Annotated in this window: 18 protein-coding genes; 6 read left to right on the top strand and 12 right to left on the bottom strand. The window is 50.7% G+C overall.

Annotated elements, in window-relative coordinates; translation table 11 throughout:
- The first annotated feature begins 39 nt into the window (after positions 1-39).
- The 4 genes from ACFSX3_RS16930 to ACFSX3_RS16915 all read left to right on the top strand — a co-directional run bounded on the left by ACFSX3_RS16930 (position 40) and on the right by ACFSX3_RS16915 (position 2,761).
- Entirely contained in the window at positions 40-282 is a 243-nt protein-coding gene (locus tag ACFSX3_RS16930) for a FeoA family protein (protein WP_339222940.1), read from the top strand.
- Positions 279-2,291, top strand: coding sequence for a ferrous iron transport protein B (gene feoB / locus ACFSX3_RS16925; protein ID WP_209991544.1), 2,013 nt, complete (start codon positions 279-281; stop codon positions 2,289-2,291). The genes ACFSX3_RS16930 and feoB overlap by 4 nt, the downstream gene beginning before the upstream one ends.
- A gap of 36 nt (positions 2,292-2,327) precedes the next feature.
- Positions 2,328-2,519 carry a FeoB-associated Cys-rich membrane protein gene (locus ACFSX3_RS16920; protein WP_339222937.1) on the top strand — a complete coding sequence of 64 codons (192 nt, stop codon included), beginning with the start codon at positions 2,328-2,330 and terminating at the stop codon, positions 2,517-2,519.
- A 110-nt stretch (positions 2,520-2,629) separates the two neighbouring features.
- Positions 2,630-2,761, top strand: coding sequence for a hypothetical protein (locus ACFSX3_RS16915; RefSeq protein ID WP_339222935.1), 132 nt, complete (start codon positions 2,630-2,632; stop codon positions 2,759-2,761).
- A gap of 109 nt (positions 2,762-2,870) precedes the next feature.
- On the opposite strand, the gene ACFSX3_RS16910 is transcribed toward ACFSX3_RS16915, so the two are convergent.
- The 5 genes from ACFSX3_RS16910 to leuB all read right to left on the bottom strand — a co-directional run bounded on the left by ACFSX3_RS16910 (position 2,871) and on the right by leuB (position 8,491).
- Positions 2,871-4,403, bottom strand: coding sequence for a leucyl aminopeptidase (locus ACFSX3_RS16910; protein WP_379257493.1), 1,533 nt, complete (start codon positions 4,401-4,403; stop codon positions 2,871-2,873).
- 164 nt (positions 4,404-4,567) lie between these two features.
- Positions 4,568-5,671 carry an ATP-binding protein gene (locus tag ACFSX3_RS16905; RefSeq protein ID WP_209991545.1) on the bottom strand — a complete coding sequence of 368 codons (1,104 nt, stop codon included), beginning with the start codon at positions 5,669-5,671 and terminating at the stop codon, positions 4,568-4,570.
- Positions 5,672-6,005: 334 nt separating this feature from the next.
- Entirely contained in the window at positions 6,006-6,413 is a 408-nt protein-coding gene (locus tag ACFSX3_RS16900; RefSeq protein ID WP_209991546.1) for a hypothetical protein, read from the bottom strand.
- 218 nt (positions 6,414-6,631) lie between these two features.
- Positions 6,632-7,171, bottom strand: a complete 540-nt coding sequence (locus ACFSX3_RS16895; RefSeq protein WP_036727686.1) for a peroxiredoxin — start codon at positions 7,169-7,171, stop codon at positions 6,632-6,634.
- Positions 7,172-7,408: 237 nt separating this feature from the next.
- Positions 7,409-8,491, bottom strand: coding sequence for a 3-isopropylmalate dehydrogenase (leuB, locus tag ACFSX3_RS16890; protein ID WP_209991547.1), 1,083 nt, complete (start codon positions 8,489-8,491; stop codon positions 7,409-7,411).
- 227 nt (positions 8,492-8,718) lie between these two features.
- Between leuB and ACFSX3_RS16885 the strand changes: the two genes are divergently transcribed.
- The gene (locus tag ACFSX3_RS16885; protein ID WP_209991548.1) at positions 8,719-9,699 is read left to right on the top strand and encodes an aldo/keto reductase; all 981 of its coding nucleotides are present in this window, start codon (positions 8,719-8,721) and stop codon (positions 9,697-9,699) included.
- 115 nt (positions 9,700-9,814) lie between these two features.
- Here the strand turns inward: ACFSX3_RS16885 and ACFSX3_RS16880 are convergent, their stop codons facing one another.
- From ACFSX3_RS16880 to ACFSX3_RS16865, 4 genes are read right to left on the bottom strand one after another with little or no spacing between them, the layout of a single operon-like run.
- Positions 9,815-10,906 (bottom strand): LiaF transmembrane domain-containing protein, encoded by a 1,092-nt coding sequence (locus tag ACFSX3_RS16880; protein WP_209991549.1) that lies wholly within the window; start codon positions 10,904-10,906, stop codon positions 9,815-9,817.
- A 16-nt stretch (positions 10,907-10,922) separates the two neighbouring features.
- Complete coding sequence (locus tag ACFSX3_RS16875) at positions 10,923-11,423, bottom strand: hypothetical protein (RefSeq protein ID WP_209991550.1); 501 nt, start codon at positions 11,421-11,423, stop codon at positions 10,923-10,925.
- 60 nt (positions 11,424-11,483) lie between these two features.
- On the bottom strand, positions 11,484-11,954 hold the full coding sequence (locus ACFSX3_RS16870) for a zf-HC2 domain-containing protein (RefSeq protein WP_209991551.1): 471 nt from the start codon (positions 11,952-11,954) through the stop codon (positions 11,484-11,486).
- Entirely contained in the window at positions 11,951-12,493 is a 543-nt protein-coding gene (locus tag ACFSX3_RS16865; RefSeq protein ID WP_209991552.1) for an RNA polymerase sigma factor, read from the bottom strand. The genes ACFSX3_RS16870 and ACFSX3_RS16865 overlap by 4 nt, the downstream gene beginning before the upstream one ends.
- A 210-nt stretch (positions 12,494-12,703) precedes the next feature.
- On the opposite strand from ACFSX3_RS16865, the gene ACFSX3_RS16860 reads away from it, so the two are divergent.
- Positions 12,704-13,852 (top strand): response regulator, encoded by a 1,149-nt coding sequence (locus ACFSX3_RS16860; RefSeq protein WP_209991553.1) that lies wholly within the window; start codon positions 12,704-12,706, stop codon positions 13,850-13,852.
- Positions 13,853-14,009: 157 nt separating this feature from the next.
- On the opposite strand, the gene ACFSX3_RS16855 is transcribed toward ACFSX3_RS16860, so the two are convergent.
- The 3 genes from ACFSX3_RS16855 to ilvC form a co-directional block, all read right to left on the bottom strand.
- Positions 14,010-18,830, bottom strand: coding sequence for a SpaA isopeptide-forming pilin-related protein (locus ACFSX3_RS16855; RefSeq protein WP_209991554.1), 4,821 nt, complete (start codon positions 18,828-18,830; stop codon positions 14,010-14,012).
- A gap of 465 nt (positions 18,831-19,295) precedes the next feature.
- Positions 19,296-20,837 carry a 2-isopropylmalate synthase gene (locus ACFSX3_RS16850; protein ID WP_209991555.1) on the bottom strand — a complete coding sequence of 514 codons (1,542 nt, stop codon included), beginning with the start codon at positions 20,835-20,837 and terminating at the stop codon, positions 19,296-19,298.
- Between the two features lie 106 nt (positions 20,838-20,943).
- Complete coding sequence (ilvC, locus tag ACFSX3_RS16845; RefSeq protein ID WP_209991556.1) at positions 20,944-21,936, bottom strand: ketol-acid reductoisomerase; 993 nt, start codon at positions 21,934-21,936, stop codon at positions 20,944-20,946.
- Between the last annotated feature and the right edge of the window lie 150 nt (positions 21,937-22,086).

The raw sequence follows: 22,086 nt of genomic DNA, 5'->3' as shown, positions 1-22,086 counted from the left end.
CATTGAGATTGATTATCAGTCTCTTTCGGAGGGATAACAATGGCTCTAACATCCTGCTCCTTGCTGCGTTTGCAACCAGGCTCTACCGGCTCCATTCAAAGAATCGAAGGCATGAACCCTATCTTGCGCCGCCGTCTGGCCGATCTGGGAGTATCTGAGGGTGTAATGATCCGTCTCAAGGGCAAAGGGCCGTTCATGGGTCCCATTACGCTTGAATGCAACGGTCAGCTATTTGCTATCCGGCGGAAGGAAGCATCTATGATAGAGGTGAAGGTCTCATGAGCTCTATCGCACTTGTGGGGAACCCCAACACTGGGAAAACCTCGCTGTTCAATACCCTGACTTCTTCCTACGAATACGTAGGGAACTGGGCAGGCGTTACGGTTGAGAAAAAAATCGGCAGTCTGAAGAACGGAGCCGGGAAGCTCATCGATCTGCCCGGAATCTACTCCCTTCACCCCCTCTCCCGCGATGAGGGCGTTGCCGCACAATATCTAATTGAAGAAACACCTGAAGCACTTATCAATATTGTCGACGCCTCACAATTGGAACGGAACCTGCTGCTTACCCTGCAGCTGCTGGAATACGGCAAGCCGACGATCCTCGGACTGAATATGACCGATGTCGCCAAGGCGCGCGGAATTCTGGTGAACCCCGACATTCTTAAGGACCGGCTCGGCATTCCCGTGCTGCCGCTGATTGCCCGGACAGGCAAAGGTGCCAGTCAGGTGCTTAGTGTACTCGAGCATCCGTCCCATATCCCGCCTGTAACCTTCCAGTTGAATTATGGCGAAATCGCCGAAGAAGCCATAGCCTCCATCATTACGCAATTGCAGCAGACCTCAGGTCTGCCTAACCTGCGCTGGGTGGCTCTGCAGCTGATGGAACAGAACCCGGTAATTCTGGAACTGCTCAAGAAGCGGATGGATATTTCCAGTTTGCTGCTAATCGCAGATGCTGCTCAGACCCGGCTGCAGCAGGAGAAGCTTGCACTCACTCTTCCCCAATGGATTCGCTCCGTCCGCATGGACTACATCCGCAAGGTATGCGCTGACGCTATAGACTCTACCCTGCAAAAGCCGCATAATCTGACCGAACGTCTGGATTCCATCCTTACCCACCGTTTTCTTGGACTGCCCCTGTTCATCGTCTTTATGTATGCGATGTTCAAAACTACCTTCGACTGGATTGGCGGACCGTTATCGGATCTCTTGGATGGCTTCATCGGCGGTCAGTTCAGCGATTGGACGAATTCGCTGCTGCAAGCCATCGGGGCTTCGGAATTCACGCACGCTCTGATCGTTGATGGTCTCATCGGCGGCGTAGGCGGCGTGCTCGTATTTGTTCCGCAGATATTCATCCTGTTCCTGATGATCTCCTTCCTGGAGGATTCCGGGTATATGGCCCGTGTCTGCCTGCTGATGGACAGCACAATGGAACGGATGGGCCTGAACGGCAAGGCCTTCATTCCATTCATTATCGGCTTCGGCTGTAACGTACCGGCAATCATGGCTGCCCGGAGCATTGAACAGCCCAAGGACCGGCTGCTGACGACGCTGCTCATGCCGCTGATGTCCTGTTCCGCCCGGCTTCCGGTATACCTGCTGTTCGCAGCTGTCTTCTTCCCTGCTCAGCAAGCCACAGCTGTACTCTCTATGTATGTAATGGGTGTTGTATTTGCCCTGATTCTGTGTAAGTTCTTCTCCAAGTATCTGTTCAAGAATGAGACGTCCATCTTCATCATCGAGCTCCCTCCGTACCGGATGCCGCAGCTTAAGACACTGGGGCGCAGCACCTGGGAGAAGGGCAAAGGCTTCCTGCGCAAAGCTGGGACAATCATCCTCGCCGGCTCAGTCCTGATCTGGCTGATGTCCTATGCCGGTCCTGGCGGCCTCAATGTGGAGATGGATCACTCATTCCTGGCGAAATTCGGCGGCTTCATTGCCCCGCTGCTGCAGCCGCTCGGCTTCGGAACATGGCAGGCCGGTTCTACCCTGGTACCCGGCTTCCTCGCTAAAGAGGTTGTAGTCTCCACCATGAACATCATCTACCATGCACCGGATGCAGCAGGACTGGAAGGCCAGATTGCTTCAGTCTTTACACCGCTTAGCTCAATCAGCTTCATGGCCTTTATCCTGCTCTACATTCCTTGTCTGGCCACTGTCGGCGTTATCAAGAAGGAGACTGCCTCCTGGAAATGGACATTTTTCTCCATGGGTTACTCTCTGGTATTGGCCTATGCGGTGTCACTGGTGATCTATCAAGGAGGACGTCTGCTCGGATGGTCGTAGCCCCGCAGCAAGTCCAAGTTATATTGAGAGGAAGCGATGACAGCAATGATCGTTAATATTGTGATTGTGGCGCTAATATTCGGGTACTCCGGCTGGATGATCTACCGTCATGTGCAGAAGGGCAAGCAGGGGGCCTGTGCGGGCTGTGACAAGGGCAAGACCTGTCCCGCAGCAGCGATGGATTCACCTCTGTCCTGCGGCAGTACTACAATGGGCAGCAAGCGCTAGGACGCAGCTTTAGCTGATACAGATTGGTATTATTTCGTTTAGAAACCTTGGCATGCGGGTATGTTAGTTATAAGCTTTTACAACCAGACTATTGCCAAGGAGGAATGACGATGAACACCAAGAAGACTTTGTTTACAACGGTAGCCTTGGGAGCCGCCTACTTGCTGAAGAATAAGAATACGCGGGATAAGATTATGAACAGCGTCCAATCCCTGACTGCCCAGATGAAAGCCCGTAAATAGGCTGCCATCCCGTCGGCTGTAGCGAACAGGACTCTACATCAACAAACAGCCGCAGGTCTCAGGAAACTGAGGACCTGCGGCTGTTTGACTGTTAATATGAATATTCCCCTTAGGCTTCAGAGGAGCGATTATCCGGTTCCACAGCAGAGCGGAGCAGATATTCCAGCAAGGTGCGGACCATTACGCCCGTGGCTCCCTTAGGATTCACTCCCCGTTCTGCAGACAGGAAGGCAGTGCCGGCAATATCGAGATGCACCCACGGCAGTCCCTCGGCGAATTCTCCGATGAACAGTCCTGCCGCACTGGCAGCTCCATATCTCCCGGCAGCATTGCGGAGATCCGCAACCTCGCTTGTCAGCAGCTCCCGGAATTCAGGATAGACAGGCAACGGCCAGATTTGCTCGCCCGACAGCCTTGAGGCTGCCAGGATCTCTTCCAGGAACGCTGGATCATTCGATACTGCCCCTGTAGCCACATCGCCCAGAATAGACACCACAGCCCCCGTTAGCGTGGCTACGTCAATGATTCGCTGTACCCCCCACTCCCGGGCATACGTAAGCGCATCTCCCAGAATGATCCGGCCCTCCGCATCGGTATTGATGATTTCGATCGTTCTTCCACTGAGGGTAGTAATGATATCGCCAGGTTTAAAAGCATTCGCAGCCGGCATATTCTCAGCCGCCGGAATCAGCATGACCACATTGACCTTGGGGCGCAATTGCCCAAGCGCCTCCATAACCGCCAGGACGGCTGCGGCCCCGGCCATATCACTGAACATGCTCTCCATGCCCGGAGCCCGCTTCAGGGAGATGCCCCCGGTATCAAAGGTGACCCCTTTGCCGACAATCCCCACTGCGTTCTCCCATTCATTAGTCCCCTGATAACGGATGACAATCATACGGGGAGGATTCACACTTCCGCTGCCAACCGCAAGCAGGCCACCCATTCCCTTAAGCGCAAGCTCACGTTCATCCAGCACTTCAGCCGGAAGCCCGTGCCGTTCAGCGATTTCGATAGCGGCCATAGCCAGACCAGAAGGAACCAGCAGATTCCCCGGACGGTTGGTCAGATCACGGGCAAGATTAGTTGCCTCCCCGAAAGCCTGCCCCCGCTTGACTCCTTGTCTCCAGGCTTCCTCTTCTGCTGCTTCGCTCTTACGTCCTATATGCAGACGCACCGTTTCAAGACCCGGGTAGGCTGCCTGTTCCAGCTTATATTGTCTTCTGCGGTACGACCCCAGGACCAGCCCTTCCGCGATGGCCTGGCCGGCCTGTTCCGCCTTCAGTGCCCCGGTCAGCCCGCCCAGCGCAGCAGGTATCTGCACCACAAGCGCAGCTGCCTTCAGTCTGTAAGCCGCTCTGGCGGTCTGCGCCATCAACTGCCGCAGCTCGTGTACGCCAATCTGACCCTTCCCGCTTCCGGCCAGAATGACCATAGACTGCTCCGGCTGCTCCATAACGGGCAGGACATACACCTGCCCCTGCTTGCCGCTGAACAGCCCCGCTGCAGACAATAAGCGGATTCTCCCGGCCCAGTCTGCCGGAAGCCCTTCTCCCTGTGCCTGTGCCTCTGAGATGATTAGACATACAGCATCTCCTTGCGGCGAGGCTACACTGGCATCAGTGCTCCATTCAACAATCACGCTTCATCCCTCCGATCCTGGTTGCCCGACACTAATAACTATTACACTAATAACGCAGACAGGGCTGATCTCCCGCACTTAATCGTGCATTGCAGGAATCAGCCCTTACATATTGATTATAACCCGTATGCACTCCAGCGAGCACACGGGGCTTAGAATAAGCATTAATGAATAAGCGGAAGCGAAATGACGAACCGTGTTCCTTCATTCAGCCGGCTGCTGACCGAGATGCAGCCGCCATGATTCTTGATGATCCGGTCACTGACGGAGAGTCCAAGTCCCGTCCCATTCTCCTTCGTAGTAAAAAACGGATTGAACAGTCTGTCGAGCGTGCAGATATCCATTCCCTTACCGTTGTCGGAGATGAAAATACGCACCTCTGTGCCTTCTTTACGTGCGCCAACCTCAATTCGGCCCGTGGAATCATCCACCCGCTCCAAGATCGCTTCCATCGCATTCCTGATCATATTGAGTACAACCTGCTTCATCTGCTTAATATCCCCCGAGATGACCAGGTCCTCCTGAAGCACCTGCAGATTAATCTGGCAGCCTTTCATGAGAGCCTCGCTCTCTGTCAGCAGAACCACTTCCTTCAGCAGGGCGGAGACAGGAATCATGCTAATCTGCGGTACGGAAGGTTTGGAGGAAGTCAGAAATTCATGAATGATGTCATTGGCACGATCAATCTCCGCTAGTATAATCTTCGCATATTCCTCTTTGCCGAGCAGATGCAGGTGAGGATGCAGCAGTTGGATGAACCCCCGGATAGCCGTCAGCGGATTACGGATCTCATGAGCGATGGAGGCAGAGAGCCGGCCCAGCATGGCCAGGCTATCATTCTGGTAGGCCGTCTGTTCAATCAGCTTGTAGTCGGAGATCTCTTTGAGTGTGAACAGATAGCTGCCCTTCATTTCCTCTCCGCTGGACAGAGATGCGCGCCAGTACCGTCCATATTCATCCACAAATTCATAGCTTGGCTTACCTTTGAGCACCATTTCACGATAACTCCTGAGCACCTGCTTCTTCTTGAAGCGGCTGAGCTGAATATGGGATAACAGATGATGCAAAGTGCAGCCCAGAAGAGAATGACGGTTAAGCTCCAGAATGCCGTACATCTGCTTGTTAACGAAAGTCAGTACACCCTCATCGTCAAAAAGCAGAATCCCGCTGTCGATGTGCTCCAGCACATCCTCAAATGTGGAATCCGATGGACCAGATTGAAACGTTCTTGCCGATAAAAGCAAGCTTTCCTGATATTGGCTTATCACGATACGAAGTTCCCCCTTTTACTGCAATTGACGAAGACGCTTAAGCGACATCAAATTACTATGTATCTGAGTATATGACGAAGCCGCCAGAACATTCGAGAATCGTATTATATTATCCAACCGTTTCAACTATATTCCAATCATATCCAAGAGAAGAAGACAACGCAATCAGAGAATCTGTCGAATGGCAAAAATATTCCTAAAATGATTCTTAAGACACATTTAATAGGGTGGGGAATGATTGGTTTCCTGCAAATACATTGAAAAGAGCCCCCACCATTCGGCAGGAGCTCCCTAATTTATAACTTTATGGAGGCAGGATCTATGCTGGTATTCAGGCCTTTTGCTGCAGCCGGTGACGCCGCTGGCTCATGACAGCCAGACGCTTCTTCAGCTCACGTTCCCATTTGGAGTCGCCAATCTGTTTGGCAACCCCCAGCAGGTCCAGCGACATATCGATCTGGCTGCGTATGATCGCGAGCGGGTCCTCGCTCTCCATATTAATGACGTTCTCGAAGATCGCCTCTTCTTCCTCCATCACATAATCCTGGAAATCCACATCCGTGACGCCGTCACCATGGGCATATTCCGCCAGAATTTCATATTCATTTTCGACTTTGTAATGTACCTCTACCCGGTGGCATACCGGACAAAAAAGCAGGGGAACATTATGGACTTGCGTGCGATAATGCTTTAGGGTCCCCTTCGTTCCAACCATACTCGCTCCACAGCAAAAGCTCATTTTTGTTCACCCTCCTTGAGTGTTGTCGTTGATTTCCTATTATTATATTACAAAACACCTGGAGAGATTCCTCCCCTTACAAGCTATATATTAACCTTTACGCCCATTTTCAAACGTGTAGCCTAATGTTTACAAAAAACCTCCTTGGAGGGGAAAAATATTCCCGCAAGGAGGTCTTCTTATTATATCAAAGATCGCAGCTCATAAGGTCCGGAAGCTTACAGGTTCTTGTCGCCCGGTTTCCAGTTCATAGCGCACAGCCCGCCGGATTGGAGAGCCTGCAGAACACGCAATGTCTCTTCAACGCTGCGGCCCACATCATTATGGTTAACAACCTGATACTTCAGTTCTCCTTCAGGATCGATGATGAAGAGTCCGCGCAGAGCAATACCCTCTTCTTCGATCAGGACGCCGTAATCGCTGGCAACCTTCTTCGTGATGTCAGAAGCCAGCGGGAAGTTGATCTGGCCAAGACCGTTCATATCCTTAGGTGTAGACAACCAAGCCTTGTGGCTATGGATGGAATCGATGCTCACACCGAGAATTTCTGTATCCAGCTCTGCGAAATCAGCAGCTGCATCACTCAAAGCTGTAATTTCTGTTGGACATACGAATGTGAAATCAAGCGGATAGAAGAAGAATACAAGCCATTTGCCGCGATAGTCGGACAAGCTTACCTTACCGAAATCCTTACCGTCACCTGTTACTGTCTCCATGAAGAAGTCAGGAGCGGGTTTACCTACCAAACGTTCTGCCATTGCTTAAATCCTCCTTTGAATTATGTAAGAAAAACAACTACCGGACCGTTGCCGGATGCAATATGCTTTTCTTGATTTTATTGGATGGTTACATTCTTACGGGTACAGTCCAAATGTTATCATCGGACAAAATCAAAGTCAATATTACATTGATTACTTTTTTATAATAATTATAAATAAGCAACATTTTGTGAAGTTTTTCTTCATTCTGCGTCAAAAGGGATACATGTGGTAGAACTAGGCTTTGCGGATAGCGGCTACGATCAGGTCACCCATCTCTGTGGTGCTGATCGCCTTGCTCTTATCGACTGCGATATCGCTTGTCCGGTGACCGGCATCCAGTACCTCGGCAACTGCAGCTTCAATGGCAGCGGCTGCATTCTCGTAGCCGAAGGTCATGCGGAACATCAGCGCAAGCGACAGGATCGTGGCGATCGGGTTCGCCAGCCCTTGTCCGGCAATATCAGGCGCCGAGCCGTGAACCGGCTCATACAGGCCGTAGCTGCCTTCTCCGAGCGAAGCGGAGGCCAGCATACCAATCGAGCCTGTCAGCATCGCCGCTTCATCGCTAAGGATATCGCCGAACATATTCTCGGTCACGATGACATCGAAGCTCGAAGGACGGCGCAGCAGCTGCATGGCACAGTTATCCACCAGCACATGCTCAACCTCAACCTGCGGATATTCCGGTGCCACTCTGTTTACCACTTCACGCCACAGACGGGAGGTCTCCAGTACATTGGCTTTGTCTACGCTCGCCAGCTTACCCCGGCGCTTCCCGGCAATCTCGAATGCCTGGCGTACAATCCGCTCAACCTCCATGACATTGTAGACACAAGTATCTACCGCTTCCTCCCCATGCTCGCCTTGACGGCGCAGCTTGTCCCCGAAGTAGATCCCGCCTGTCAATTCACGTACGACCATCAGGTCCGTGCCTTCCAGTACCTCCGGCTTCAGTGTCGAAGCATCCTTCAGACAATCGAAGACTACCGCCGGACGCAGATTGGAGAATAGCCCGAGCGCCTTGCGGATACCCAGCAGTCCGGTCTCTGGACGCAGCTCCTTCGAATTATTGTCCCATTTCGGTCCGCCTACGGCTCCAAGCAGTACAGCATCGGCGCTGCGGCAGATTTCCAGCGTATCCTCAGGCAGCGGAGTTCCGCGTTCATCAATAGCGATCCCGCCGAACAGGGCATGCTCCGTTTCAAACGTATACCCAAACAGCTCTTCCGTTCTTTTCAATACCTTTTCCGCTTCCGCCACAACTTCAGGGCCGATACCGTCCCCGGCAATTACGGCGATTTTTTTGACCTCGCTCATTCCTGTCACTCCTTAGGTAGTCCTGCTGGTCGCAGACATAGTTCTTCTGTATATTGTTGTATCATACCGGAGGGCAAAGGACAAAGATATAGATTCTATCACGTTCATAGTTATAGCCTATAAGTGGAGCGGAGCGTGAATTTGCCCTTGTCCCGCCAATTGATTACAATTAATGGGTAGTAGATATTCTCGGATCTCTAATCACATGGAAGAGGAGTGATCTTAAGATGCAATACACGAAGCTTGGCAAGTCTGGTATGAAGGTAAGCCGCCTCTGTCTGGGAACGATGAACTTCGGCCCCGTCACCGACGAGAAGGAAGCCTTCCGGATTATGGATGCGGCGCTGGACGCAGGAGTCCAGTTTTTTGATACCGCCAATGTGTATGGTTGGGGTGAGAACTCGGGCCTGACCGAGACCATTATCGGGCGCTGGTTCAAGCAGGGCGGCGGACGCCGCGAAAAGGTAGTCCTGGCGACCAAGGTCTACGGAGCGATGAGTGATAAGCTGGACGGTCCCAATGATGAAGGCGGCCTCTCTTCCTACATTATACGCCGTCATCTGGAAGGCTCTCTGCAGCGTCTGCAGACCGATCACATTGAACTGTACCAGATGCACCATATCGACCGTAACGTGTCCTGGGACGAGCTGTGGGGCGCCTTCGAGCTTGCGGTCAGCCAAGGCAAGATCGGCTACACCGGCTCCAGCAACTTCGCCGGCTGGGATATTGCCGTTGCCCAGCAGGAAGCGAAGGCCCGAGGGTTCCTTGGACTGGTATCCGAGCAGCATAAATACAGTCTGACCTGCCGTCTGCCGGAGCTTGAGGTTCTGCCTGCCGCGCAGCATCTCGGCCTAGGCATTATTCCGTGGAGTCCGCTTGACGGAGGGCTGCTTGGCCGCAACGCGCTGAAGAAGATCGAGGGCAGCCGCAGCGGCGGTAACGCGGAGCGTGTGGAGCAGCACAAGAAGCAGCTGGAGGCTTTTGCAGAGCTGAGCCTGGAGCTGGGCGAGCCGCAGGATAACATCGCTCTGGCCTGGCTGCTGGCGAATCCTGCCGTCACCGCTCCGATCATCGGACCGCGTACGCTGGAGCAATTCGAGAGCGCTCTGCGCAGCCTGGAGGTCGTTCTGGACGAGACCGTGCTGAAACGTCTGGACGAGATTTTCCCCGGACCCGGTGGTGCGGCCCCGAAGGCCTATGCATGGTAATGAGAGCTAACTAACAAACCGCATAACAACCCGGATATCATTGCTTCTCCTTATACAAAAGAGCTGTTCACCGGTATAACGCCTCCGGTAAACAGCTCTTTATGCTTGGTGCCCTTTATTGTGCCGTATCCACTGTTATAGAACCATTGCTGGTGGACAAGGTAACCTCATGGGTGCCTTTGCCAAGTACAGCCGTTCCATGGTCCTCATCATCGCCGCCCCAGTCCACATTGCCTTTAAGCGATCCGTTACTGGTATCTGCAGTGATCTTGGCATCCGTTACCGCCGGAAGACCTAGGACAATCTTACCGTTGCTGGACTTCAGCTCCCAGGCACCCGTGATTCCCGAATTGACTGTAATCTTGCCGTTGCTGCTTCTTGCAGATACAGCGCCGTTAATATTCCCGAGCGTAATCGCACCGTTAGAGCTGACCAGGTCTACTCCGCCCTGTACATTCTTCACCGTCAGCGTGCCGTTGCTGCTATGAGCCTTCACGCCGCCGGTGACATCATGGATATCCATCGTTCCGTTACTCGTATCTACATTAATGCCTGCGGCCAGCCCCGCAGCTTCGATGGAACCGTCACTGGTCTCAACCTGAGCGGCCAGATTCTGCGGAATACTGACATTCAGATATGGCGTATTGTTATTGAATCCGATCTGGATATTGGAGAGCCAGCCTGAATCTCCCTCCAGCTCCATCACGAGCGTATCGCCTTCAGTGGTTACTTTCCATTTGCGCTCCAGAGCACTTGCCGCTTCATTGTCTGTATTGCCCGGCAGCTCCAGCTTCCCTTCATACGTAAGCGAGTTCCCCTCCACGCCCTGAAGCTTAACCTTACCCTGGGGCAAATCAATCCGCACATTCTTAATATCCTGCTGCACTTCTACATTACCATTCACCGGGACCAGCTTGGTATTGCCGAAGATACTGCTCAGCGACTCTCCGGCCAGCACCGTCTGTGCCCCGCTTGCCGCGACAAGCACGACGATCAGTACAATGGCCCAGCCGCTTACCCGGCTCTTGACATCGGATTTGATGAAGAGCCTAAGCAGCATCTCCAGGCCGAACAGGATAAGCAGAGCCGGCCAGATATAGCCGAGCACATCGTAAGTAATTACACCATATTGGGCCATTACTACAATAGCTCCCACTATTATGCACCCTATTGCGGCGGTGAAGCTGCCGATTTTCCATCTCCCCATCCTTCAATTCCCCATTTCACTGTACTTTTGAATTATTCTTCAGCATTCTGAACCCATACCCGATCAAGGCAAGAGACAGCAGAATCGCCCCGATGTTCATATCACTGAGCATTTCCCAGAGATCGGGAAATGCAGTGAGCAGCAGCAGCAGGATGCCTGCAATAACACACCCTATACCGACCCACACCGGATTCACATCATCATGCGGATACATTGGGGGCGCAGACATTCCCATCGACCAGGGCGCTCCAAAGCTATCCGGATGGAACATCATCCGCTCATGCTCGGCAGCCGACACCTTCATCCACGCCGCCTTTTGCAGCGCATCGAATAATTGATAGAACCAGAGCGCAGCCAGCGCGAATGGAAACACTGCGGGCATGGACGGAATGAATATAATACAGAGCGATGCTCCAATCATATACTCCAGACCCATTTTTTTAAAGCCTAAATACATGTGGCCCAGTCCTGGAACCATAGCCAGGAGAAACGTGAGCCAGCGTCTTTTCTTAATCATATATTAACCTCCCAAAGTTTGTTTGAAATAAAACAGATAGCCGGCGAAGCCGCTACGGATTTACTTATTGTTACCTTGCGGGCCGAACCAGGAGCTGACTGATGTGGACATATGACCGTTAATTTCAGTGATGCCATAAGCCAGATTCTCAAATACGCCAAGCTGCAGCAGGAGAAACGTCAGACCGACCGCCACGCCGTAATGCATCCAGGAGGTCCCCCGGGTCGTGCGCCGTCTGGACATGGTGGATTTCACTGTCCGTTCTCTGCGCCCGTTCTCCAGCTCGCCAATCTTAGCCATAACATCCCCGGTCAAATCTGGGAAGTCATGCGGTAACACGGGTTCCTGCCCGTTACGGTCCAACCCGGCTTCCATCCCGCTCCACATCGCCGCAAGCTCCCGCGCCTCCTCCAGCCATTCTGCGCAACCGGGACAGGTCTGGGCATGCAAATGGATGGCCTGCTGGGCCTCGGGTGACAACTGTCCATCTATATAATGCGGCATCCACTCTTTTACTGTTGAACAATTCATCGCCATTCCTCCCCGTTTTTGCGCATCATCTGTCTGGCCCGATAGAGCTGTGATTCAACCGTTTTAACTGAAATTCCTTTTTGTTCAGCAATCTCCTGATACGAGTGGCGCTGAAAATAGTACAGCTGCACAACCGACCGGTACGGTTCCGCCAGACTATTCAGGTTCTCACCCAGCTCCTCGGAGGCCTCTTTGCGAAGCACTGCCTGTTCAGGTGTCTGTGAAGTCACCCAGTCATTCTCTGTGTAATCTGCTGCACTCCGGTGCCGCCATTCCCGGTCATTGGCCCGTTTCCAGTCCAGACAGGTGCGGTAAGCAATCCGGTACAGCCAGGTGGAGAAAGAAGATTGTCCTCTGAAGGTGGGAAGGGCTTTATAGGCTTTGATGAAGACTTCCTGAGCCATATCCTTGGCAGACTCGGCTTCTCCTGTAATTTTGATGCATACGCTATATACCATACCTTGATAACGGGTCACCAGATTCCCGAAGGCCTGATGCTCCCCGCTTAGCACGGCACTGATCCACTCCGTCTCTTCCAAGTCTTTCTTCCCTCCTTCAGCTACATAACGTTAGACGTCTGGCTTTAAGGTTCCCCTGCATGGTTTTTAAATTATTTTAGAATAGCAGCATTTCTATTCAAAATCAGCCTCAAGTGCAAGCTCAGAGGGAGGATAACCCACTTTCTTGTCGAATTATCCTTAAACAGCCTATGACAAGACAACATTCCTTAATGAAGTGGTGGGATAGACATGATTCAGGCCTTGCTGGTAGATGATGAACGGCTTGCTCTTATGAAGCTGAAAATGATGCTGGAGGAACTGACAACCATAAATGTAATCGCTGCTTATACAGACCCTTCCGAGGCAGTCAGTGCAGCTTCACAGCTCCAACCTGATGTGATTTTTCTCGACATTGATATGCCTGAGATGAACGGCGTCCAGGCTGCGGAGGCCATGCAAAGACTATGCCCGCAGGCAAGCATCGTATTTGTGACTGCCCATAACAGCTACGCCATCGAGGCGTTTGAGCTGTATGCGCTCGACTATGTCCTGAAGCCTGTACAGCGGGGCCGCCTGCTGAAGACCATTGAGCGGCTGGAGGAGCGTGTCAGTCAGGCGCAGGAGGATTCCCGCAAGCCTGCACAGACGATCATGATCCGCAGCTTCCAGTCTTTAAGATTCGAACGGAACGGCCAAACGCTGCCCAATATTCGCTGGCGCACCTCCAAGGCACAGGAATTATTCGCTTATTTATTTCATAACCGCAACCGGTTCGTAAGCAAAGATACCTTGACCGATCTGCTGTGGCCCGATTTCAATCTCAAGAAGGCCTCCACTCATCTTTATACAACGATTTATCAGGTTCGGCAATGCCTGAAGCAGGCAGAGATCGATCTGCAGATTAGCAACGCCAGCGGAGGAGAAGGCTACACCCTGGAGACCGGCAGCCTGCTGATAGACAGTTACGAATGGGAGAAGGGCATTCTGACTCAAGATGCCATCAATAAGGACAACTATGAGGAGCATCAGCGGTTGTTCGATTTCTATTCGGGCGACTATCTGAACGATTACGATTACCTCTGGGCAGAAGGAGAACGGCAGCGTCTGCGGACCATCTGGCTGCATCACGCAATGAATATCGCCGAATTCTATGTCAGCAGCGGCCGGATACCAGAAGCGGTTACCGTGTACCAGAGAGTGGTGCAGCTCCAGCCTTATTTTGAACAGGGGCATCTCGGGCTGATGAAGGTCTACAGCAGCATTGGAGAGCGTTCAGCGGTAGAGGAGCAATATCATATTCTGACGGAATTATTGAAGCGGGAGCTCGGCGTGAAGCCGCCCGCCAGTATTAAGCGCTGGTATGAGGAGTGGAAGCATCTGAACCTCAGAAGCATGTAATTTCCGCAAGTAGAAACGGCAATGCTGTCCTTTGTAAGGACGGTATTATTTCAGCGACTCTTTTATTCCTATAAAAGCAAAGACACCCGCAACCTGCTGCGGGTGTCTTTGTGTATACTGCCATATTAGCTGTTAATGCTTAATGAGGTATTATCTCCTACATTTTCTTCCGGGCATTAAATCTTCTGGACAGTACAAGTCCCAGAATAATCAATCCGCCGCCAGTCAGATACAGCGGGAGAGGACTTTCTTCTCCGGTCTGCGGAAGCTTGCCGGGAAGTCCGCTGTTATTGCCTTTGTCAGTCGGTTGTGTAACCGTGCCCTTAGGCACTTCATCAACTCCAACTTCAATTGTAATCTCTTCCTCATTGCCGTCTTCATCTGTTACAACAATCGTGAATTTATCCTTGCCGGTATAACCTGGATCTGGAGTATACGTCCATTTGCCATCCGGTGTAATAGTTACCGTACCATGCGCCGGCTCTTCACCGATGCTAGGGATTCCTCCCAGCGGGATCTCGCCGTCGATAGGCACTTCCTCAATCGTAGTCACCTGTGTGGCTTGCGGCGTTGGAGTGCTAACCGTTCCTGGCTGGGCCGGTGTTGCTGCTGGCGTTGCCTGTGGCGTAGCTGTTACTCCTGGCGTACTGGAAGCAGCCGGAGTCCCCGTTGGTGCTGGCGTTACCGTTGGTGTCGGTGTACCGACAACTCCAGGAATGCTTGATGGTTCAGGTGTCGGTGTATAGTACACCGGCGGTGATGTTGGTACTGGTGTTGATGTTGGTTCTGTAACTGGCGTCGGTGTTGCTGTTGGTGTCACCGGCGTTGGTGTTGGTGTCGATTCTGTCGGCGGCGTGGTTACCTTTTGGTTAGAAATTGGCAACAGCACCTTTTGCACGCCGGAATCAATCGTTACAGGATGCTCTGTTGTGCTCAGAACATAACCTTCCGGAGCTGTAATTTCCTTCAGAATATAATTCCCCAGCTTCAGAGATGTGAATACCAGTTCACCATTTGCATCTGTTTTTCCGCTTATCACCAATTTCTTGGCGGAATCATACAGTCCGAACTCTGCTCCTGCAAGCTTTTTGTTTGTATCCTCCCCAGCAACCTTCGTTACTTTGAGCGAACCGAGGATTTCAACAGGAATCAGTTTGTTCGTGATTGGGGCCAATACCTTCTGTACGGCTGAGTCGATCGTTACGGTATGCTCTGTCTCATCTAGCACATAACCAGCCGGAGCAGCAAGCTCCTTCAGGGTGTACGTTCCCAGCTTCAGCGATTTGAATTCCAATACGCCGTTAGCGTCTGTTTTACCACTTGCCACTAATTTCTTAGCGGAATCATACAGTCCGAACTCTGCGCCTTCCAGCTTCTTGTTCGTATCCTCACCAGCAACCTTCGTTACTTTGAGCGAACCGAGGACTTCGACTGGAATCAGTTTGTTCGTGATTGGTGAAAGTACTTTTTGTACGCCTGAATCAATGGTTACGGTGTGCTCTGTTGCTTCCAGCACATAACCAGCCGGAGCAGCAAGCTCCTTCAGTGTGTATGTTCCGAGCTTCAGCGATTTGAATTCCAATACGCCGTCTGCGTCTGTTTTACCGCTTGCCACCAGCTTCTTGGCGGAATCATACAGTCCGAACTCTGCGTCTTTCAGCTTCTTGCTGGCATCCTGCTCAGCAACCTTAGTCAACTTGAGCGAGCCGAAGACTTCGGCAGGAATCAGTGCGTTAGTCACTGTAACAGTTTTTTGTTGTGATGGATCAATGGTCACATTAATCACTTTGGTATCCAGGACGTAACCGGCAGGAGCGGTTTTTTCTTTCAGGGTATACTCCCCGCCCTTAAGCTTAGTGAACTCCAGTTCACCTTTGTCATCGGTTGTTTTCGTTCCTACAAGTGTGCCCTTGGAGTCAAACAATTCGAATACTGCGCCTTCCAGCTTCATGGTCGAATCCTTCACATCGACCTTGGTCAGCTTGAGTGAACCGAAGAAATCATTCTTGACGGTTAGCTGCACAGCCGTGGACGAATTGATCGTCACCTTAAGCTCAGAGCTATCCAGCGAATAGCCTGCCGGAGCTTTGGTTTCTTTTAGTACATATTTACCAGCCTTGAGATTCTCAAAAGTCAGGGTTCCATCCTCTGCAGAAGTCTTTTTCTGAGTCTCCTTCAGTTCAGTTCCAATCACCCGTGAGAGTGCAAACTCGGCACCTTTAAGCTTTTCATCACCGGCCTGATTAGTTTTGGTAACAATTAGTGAGCCTTTTACACCACTACCTGTACCGGATGTGTCTACAATGTTTACATTCTTATTGGAAGTATACGGTACATCGATTTGCTTCACGCCGTCCCCGCTGAAGGAGATCGCATTGCTCACCGCCACATTTCCAGCCTCAGCCACAACAGACTGATACGTCAGAATGTATGGCTTGCTGATCGGGTTCAGGAAGACAAGCTCAAAGCTTTCTTTACCATCTGTTCCCGTTTTGAAGTTAAGAGTGTAGTCTACACCCTTCTTCAATTCATTCTCAGTGTTTGGATTCGCTGCGTTCCCGCTCTGATCCACTGTTGTCACGTAGAGGTGGAAGCTATCAGGTAACAGCACCTGATTCACACTTGGCGTATCCACAATTTTAACGTTTTTGACAACTGACTGGTTAGCGTTAATGATAACTTTCCAGTTCAGGAGAGTCTGGTCATTGTTATCCTGAGAAAAGTCTTTAATTACATATTGTCCGCCCTTAGGAATATTAACTGTTGCTTCCAGGGGCTTAGAAACCGCTTCGTTGTCCTTGTCATATAAAGTGGCTGTATTCTTAACCGTACCTTGATTGACATCACTGCCAATGAACTCTGTACTGAAGACCACATAGAAGGCATAGTCCACCTGGTCTTTAAACTTAACTGTAAGTTGCTTGTCTGTGACAGTCAGATCGTATTTCGAAGCGTCTATCACAGCACCTTTAACAGGGTTTCCATCCGCAGCATAATCAAATTTATACACTACTGCAGTAACGCTAGTCGCTTTCTGACCTGCAGGAATCGTATCCACCAGTGTAGCTCCTGCTGCCAGTACACGTTTATTATAGTTGGCTCTTACGGTCCAAGTAAGCTGTTTGGTATTTACATCGTATGAACCAGTTTTATTACCGTTGTTCTTGACTTCAGATCGCGGATCAAAGGTTGCATCATCCTTAATGCTGTGATCCTTGTCGTTAGCATCCTTCCAATCGAGCTGTGCGGTGTTCTTGAAGCTGGTTGCACCCTGCAATTTGTAGAAGTCGAAGCTGGTTGTATACGTCACTGTAAACGGCTTGTCGATCGGCTTAGAGAATGTGATGGTGAATCCGGCACCCTTGGCATAATCTGATCCGTTAGGTGTAATCGTATAGTCTGCGCTGTTTATAGCTGGTGTAGAACTAATAGTGATCGGACCGGTTAATTTCAACCCGCCATTATCAAAAGTGTCCGTCAGCACTAAATTCTTCATCAGTTTATAATCTTTGTTTACATTGATGGTCCATTTTACCGTCTTGTTCAAATAGTCTACATCCGCATAACTTTTATCCACGATGCGCTGGTTAATATCTCGTGTAGCCCCTTTGGTCTCACCGTTGTAGGACACATCATTGCGGATCGTTTCTGTATATCCGTATACTCGATCTTTAACTTTTGTTTTATAGACAATTTTGTAAGCTGAGTTGATATCATTACTGAATTGCAGCTTGAACCCGGTCTTACCTGTTTGACTCGGAGGCGTAGTAATTGTATATTCCGTTCCTTTAGTCAGGGTACCGTCCTCGCTTGCTTTTCCATCCTGGTCCAGTTTGATCTTATAGACCGTTACTGAATCTTCAACCAACACCTGGGAGTCGTTAAAATAATCCACTAATACAGCATTGGCAGCTGTAATAGTCTGTTCATTATAGTTGAATCGGATTTCCCAAGGAATGGTTTCATCACTCTCATTGAACTCTCCGGCAACCTTCTCCAGCGGTGCTCCCCGCACAATATCAACCGTCTTTGAAGAACTCTTATCGATTCCTTCACCAGTAAGTGTAGCGGTATTAGTGAAATTTTTAACCGATGTATCTGTAATCTTAGTCGAGAATTTCACCCGGTACGCATCTTTAATAGTATTATTAAACTTCACGTTCAAGCTGCTTGCCGTGCTTCCTGAAGCATCATATTGGTCGGACCCGATCTGCGCTCCCTGCGATGTATTCCCTTGGACATCCACTGCAAGCTTATAGACCTCAATCGAACTTGGGTCAAGCTCCAGGCCTGCCGGAAGGGAGTCCGTAACGACCGCTTTGTATACTTCGTCCTGCACCGTGTTTACATCAACGGTCCAGAGAATACTGGACGGGTTGTATTTTTGCGGCTGCGGAATTCCGTCCTTGGTAATGCTGGTGCCGCCCTTAGGATGGACTTTAATCACAATCGTATTATTCAGGTTCCCGGCGATCGGGAATAACAGCTCCTGAGTCGTGGTTCCTGTGACTTTAGTAGAGCTAAGTTTGGACGTTACATTGAAAGTACCGCCTACATCAAACAAGCCTTCGATTTCACTATTGAACGTAAGCACCACTTTATTATCTGTACCTACTGTGTAGTCCCCGATACTCCCCGATTCCACCCCATCGTAGAACAATTTACCGGTGTAATTTTTATCTATGGCTAACTGGTAAGGCAACTGATACACGAACGTATCTCCACCCTTGTAACCATGTGCCCCAGTACTCGGGTCAGTTACGGGAAGCTTGAAGGTCAGCTCTACTTTAACCTCCGAATCAAGCTTATACACGTTATCTGTGACCTGTGTGCCATTCTCATACACGGCCATCGTAACACTGGTGATGATATTATCCGTCCCATCCGCCTTAACCTTCGTCATGAACCCGAAACCGTTGGCAAACTGTGTAATCAGCATTACAACAACCAACCAGGCGCCTATCGTCTTTTTCTTCATATAATTATAACCTCTCTCTCTTTCTGCAAAATGATTGTTCCAGCATCGCAATTACCGTTCCCGCCTGCCTCTTCCCGATCGTCCCCCTATCGCTAGTATGTATGTGGGCCTTCAATTTCGCTTTTACTGTACTTTCGTAACTTTACTTGCCGCCTCTGAACAATTTCTGAACAGATTATGAGATAAATCATAGATAACTTAAAAATAAAATATTTTTATCGACAAAAAAGCTGTTTCAAACGCAGAATATGAGGAATCCATAGTGGATTGTGAACTAATTTTCATTTTTCCGACTCATCTTGTTCATTCTTTTTATGCAAAAGCTTGTTTCAAATCCTCCCCAGCTGGATTCTACCCCGGAATGCTCAGCGCAAAAAAATTTCAACAGATTTTTGAACAAAAAAAGAAGCCTCCCCGGACCAAATGAACTGGTCCGGTGAAGCTTCTTTTCATTAGATGAACAAGTTAGAGATTGGCATGCTCCCGCTTGGTGTAGGTCTTGCGCTTCTCAATAAGTTTGTTCAGTGCATCCAGGTAAGCTCTGGCACTCGCTTCGAGAATATCGGTGCTAAGTCCGCGGCCCTGTGCAGCAACCTCGCCTTGAGAGAGCACGACATGTACCTCACCCTGAGCATCCTTCCCTCTACTGACGGCTTTAATCGAGTAATCACCAAGTGTAACCTCTTCCCCTGTTGCCTGGTCAATGGCATTGTAGATCGCGTCTACCGATCCGTTGCCTTCGGCAACCGCCACAATCGGCTGCGGGTCCTGGCCGTGAATAATCACCTTGGCAGTTGGAGTAGCCTCATTGCCATACGTAACATAGATCGTCTGCAGGCTGAAGGTCTCCGGCGTATCGATCAGTTTCTCTTCCAGAAGCGCAAGGATATCCTCGTCCGAGACTTCCTTTTTCTTATCCGCCAGATCCTTGAACTTGGCAAAAGCGGCATTGACCTCTTCCTCAGAGATGTCATAGCCCAGATCACTCAGCTTGTCGCGGAAAGCGTGACGGCCCGAATGCTTGCCCAGCACCAGCTTACTTTCTTTGAGGCCGATGGTTTCCGGTGTCATAATCTCGTAGGTCGTTTTCTCCTTCAGCATGCCATCCTGATGAATCCCGGATTCATGGGCGAAGGCATTGGCGCCGACAATCGCCTTGTTCCCCGGTACAACCATCCCTGTCAGCTTGCTGACGAGACGGCTGGTACGGGATATTTCGGACAGGACCAGAGAGGTCTTGGCATCGAAATACTCACTGCGGGTCTCAAGCGCCATGGCCACCTCTTCAATGGCTGTATTGCCAGCACGTTCCCCGATCCCGTTGATCGTACCCTCAATCTGGTCTGCACCATTCTGAATGGCAGCGAGGGTATTCGCCGTAGCCATCCCCAGGTCATTATGACAATGGGCGCTAAGCTGTACCCGCTCGATATCCGGCACCGTGTCCTTCAAGAATTTGAAGATGGCACCGTATTCCGCCGGATTCAGGTAACCGACCGTATCTGGGATATTCACCACATTCGCACCCTCGCGGATCGCCATGGATACCATTTCAGCCATGAAATCACGCTCGGTACGGCCGGCGTCCTCCAGGGAGAATTCCAGCTTGGGAAAATACTTTTTGGCATAGCGGATCGCCGATTGTGCCGTTTCCAGCACCTGTGACTTCTCCATGCGCAGCTTATGCTGACGGTGTATCGGCGATGTAGCCAGGAAAATATGAATGCATGGGTCCTGTGCCCCCTGCAGCGCTTCCTTGACCGCATCAATATCGCTCTCTCTGGAACGGGACAGACCGATTACGGTGACATTCTTGACCGCTCTGGCCACTGCGTTCACCGCAGCCAGATCTCCTGGCGAAGCGGCTGGAAAGCCAGCCTCCATCCGGTCAATTCCCAGCTTCTCCAGCTGGTAAGCGATTTCTACCTTCTCACGCGTATTGAGGTTCACACCCGGCGACTGTTCCCCGTCACGCAGCGTCGTGTCGAACACATGAATTTTCCGCATGCTGAGCACCTCCTGAAGATTGTCCATAAACCCTCAAATGCGGCTCGCAAAATTACGGCCGCATCTGAGGATTACCTATGGTTCGTTGTAGTTGTAAGTATATGACCTATTTCTTAATCCAGTGCATCATTTCACGCAGCTGGCTGCCGACTACTTCTACCGGATGAGCGGCTTCATTGCGGCGGGTAGCTGTCAGGAAGGCACGGCCGGATTGGTTCTCCAGGATAAAGTCGCGGGCGAATTTACCTTGTTGAATATCGGACAGCACTTCTTTCATGGCTTTCTTAGTTTCAGCTGTAATGATGCGTGGTCCGGTTACATAGTCACCATATTCTGCAGTGTTACTGATGGAATCGCGCATGCTGGACAATCCGCCTTCATATACCATATCAACGATCAGCTTCAGCTCATGCAAGCACTCGAAGTAAGCCATCTCAGGCGCATATCCGGCTTCAGTCAATGTTTCGAAACCAGCCTTGATCAGTTCGGACACACCGCCGCAGAGAACAGCCTGTTCACCGAACAGATCCGTTTCTGTCTCTTCACGGAAGGAAGTTTCGATAACTCCGGCACGGGTACAGCCGATGCCTTTGGCATACGCCAGACCAATTGCCTTGGCATTGCCAGTCGCATCCTGTTCAATAGCGATCAGGCCGGGAACGCCGAAGCCTTCAACATAAGTACGGCGGACCATGTGTCCAGGGGATTTAGGAGCTACCAACAGTACATCCGCATCCTTAGGAGCTACGATTTGTCCAAAATGCACGTTGAAACCGTGGGAGAACATCAGAGCCGCGCCATTCTTAAGGTTCGGTTCGATATCGTTCTTATATACAGATGCCTGTGTTTCGTCCGGCATAAGGATTTGCACCACATCTGCACGGGATACCGCTTCTGCCACAGACAATACTTCAAAGCCGTCATTCTTGGCAGTATCAAATGATTTGCCTTCACGCAGACCGATAACCACCTGAAGACCACTGTCACGCAGGTTCTGTGCCTGGGCATGTCCTTGGCTACCGTACCCGATCACTGCAATTGTCTTACCCTTCAATACGCTAAGCTCTGAATCCTGTTCATAGTAAGTTGTAACTGCCATTGTAAAAATCCTCCTTTAATTTGGGACCCATCGTAAAGAGCGGGTGCTTCAAGAACACGTTGCTTAATTAGTCTTACTATATAATGACGCGCTCCTCAAGCCCCCGCTCTTTCGCGGGCAACTCTACTTTAATCTTACTAAATTAATGCA

The sequence above is a fragment of the Paenibacillus rhizoplanae genome (assembly GCF_042684125.1).
Classification (GTDB): domain Bacteria; phylum Bacillota; class Bacilli; order Paenibacillales; family Paenibacillaceae; genus Paenibacillus_AQ; species Paenibacillus_AQ rhizoplanae.
This window is presented reverse-complemented; position numbering and strand designations above follow the sequence as displayed.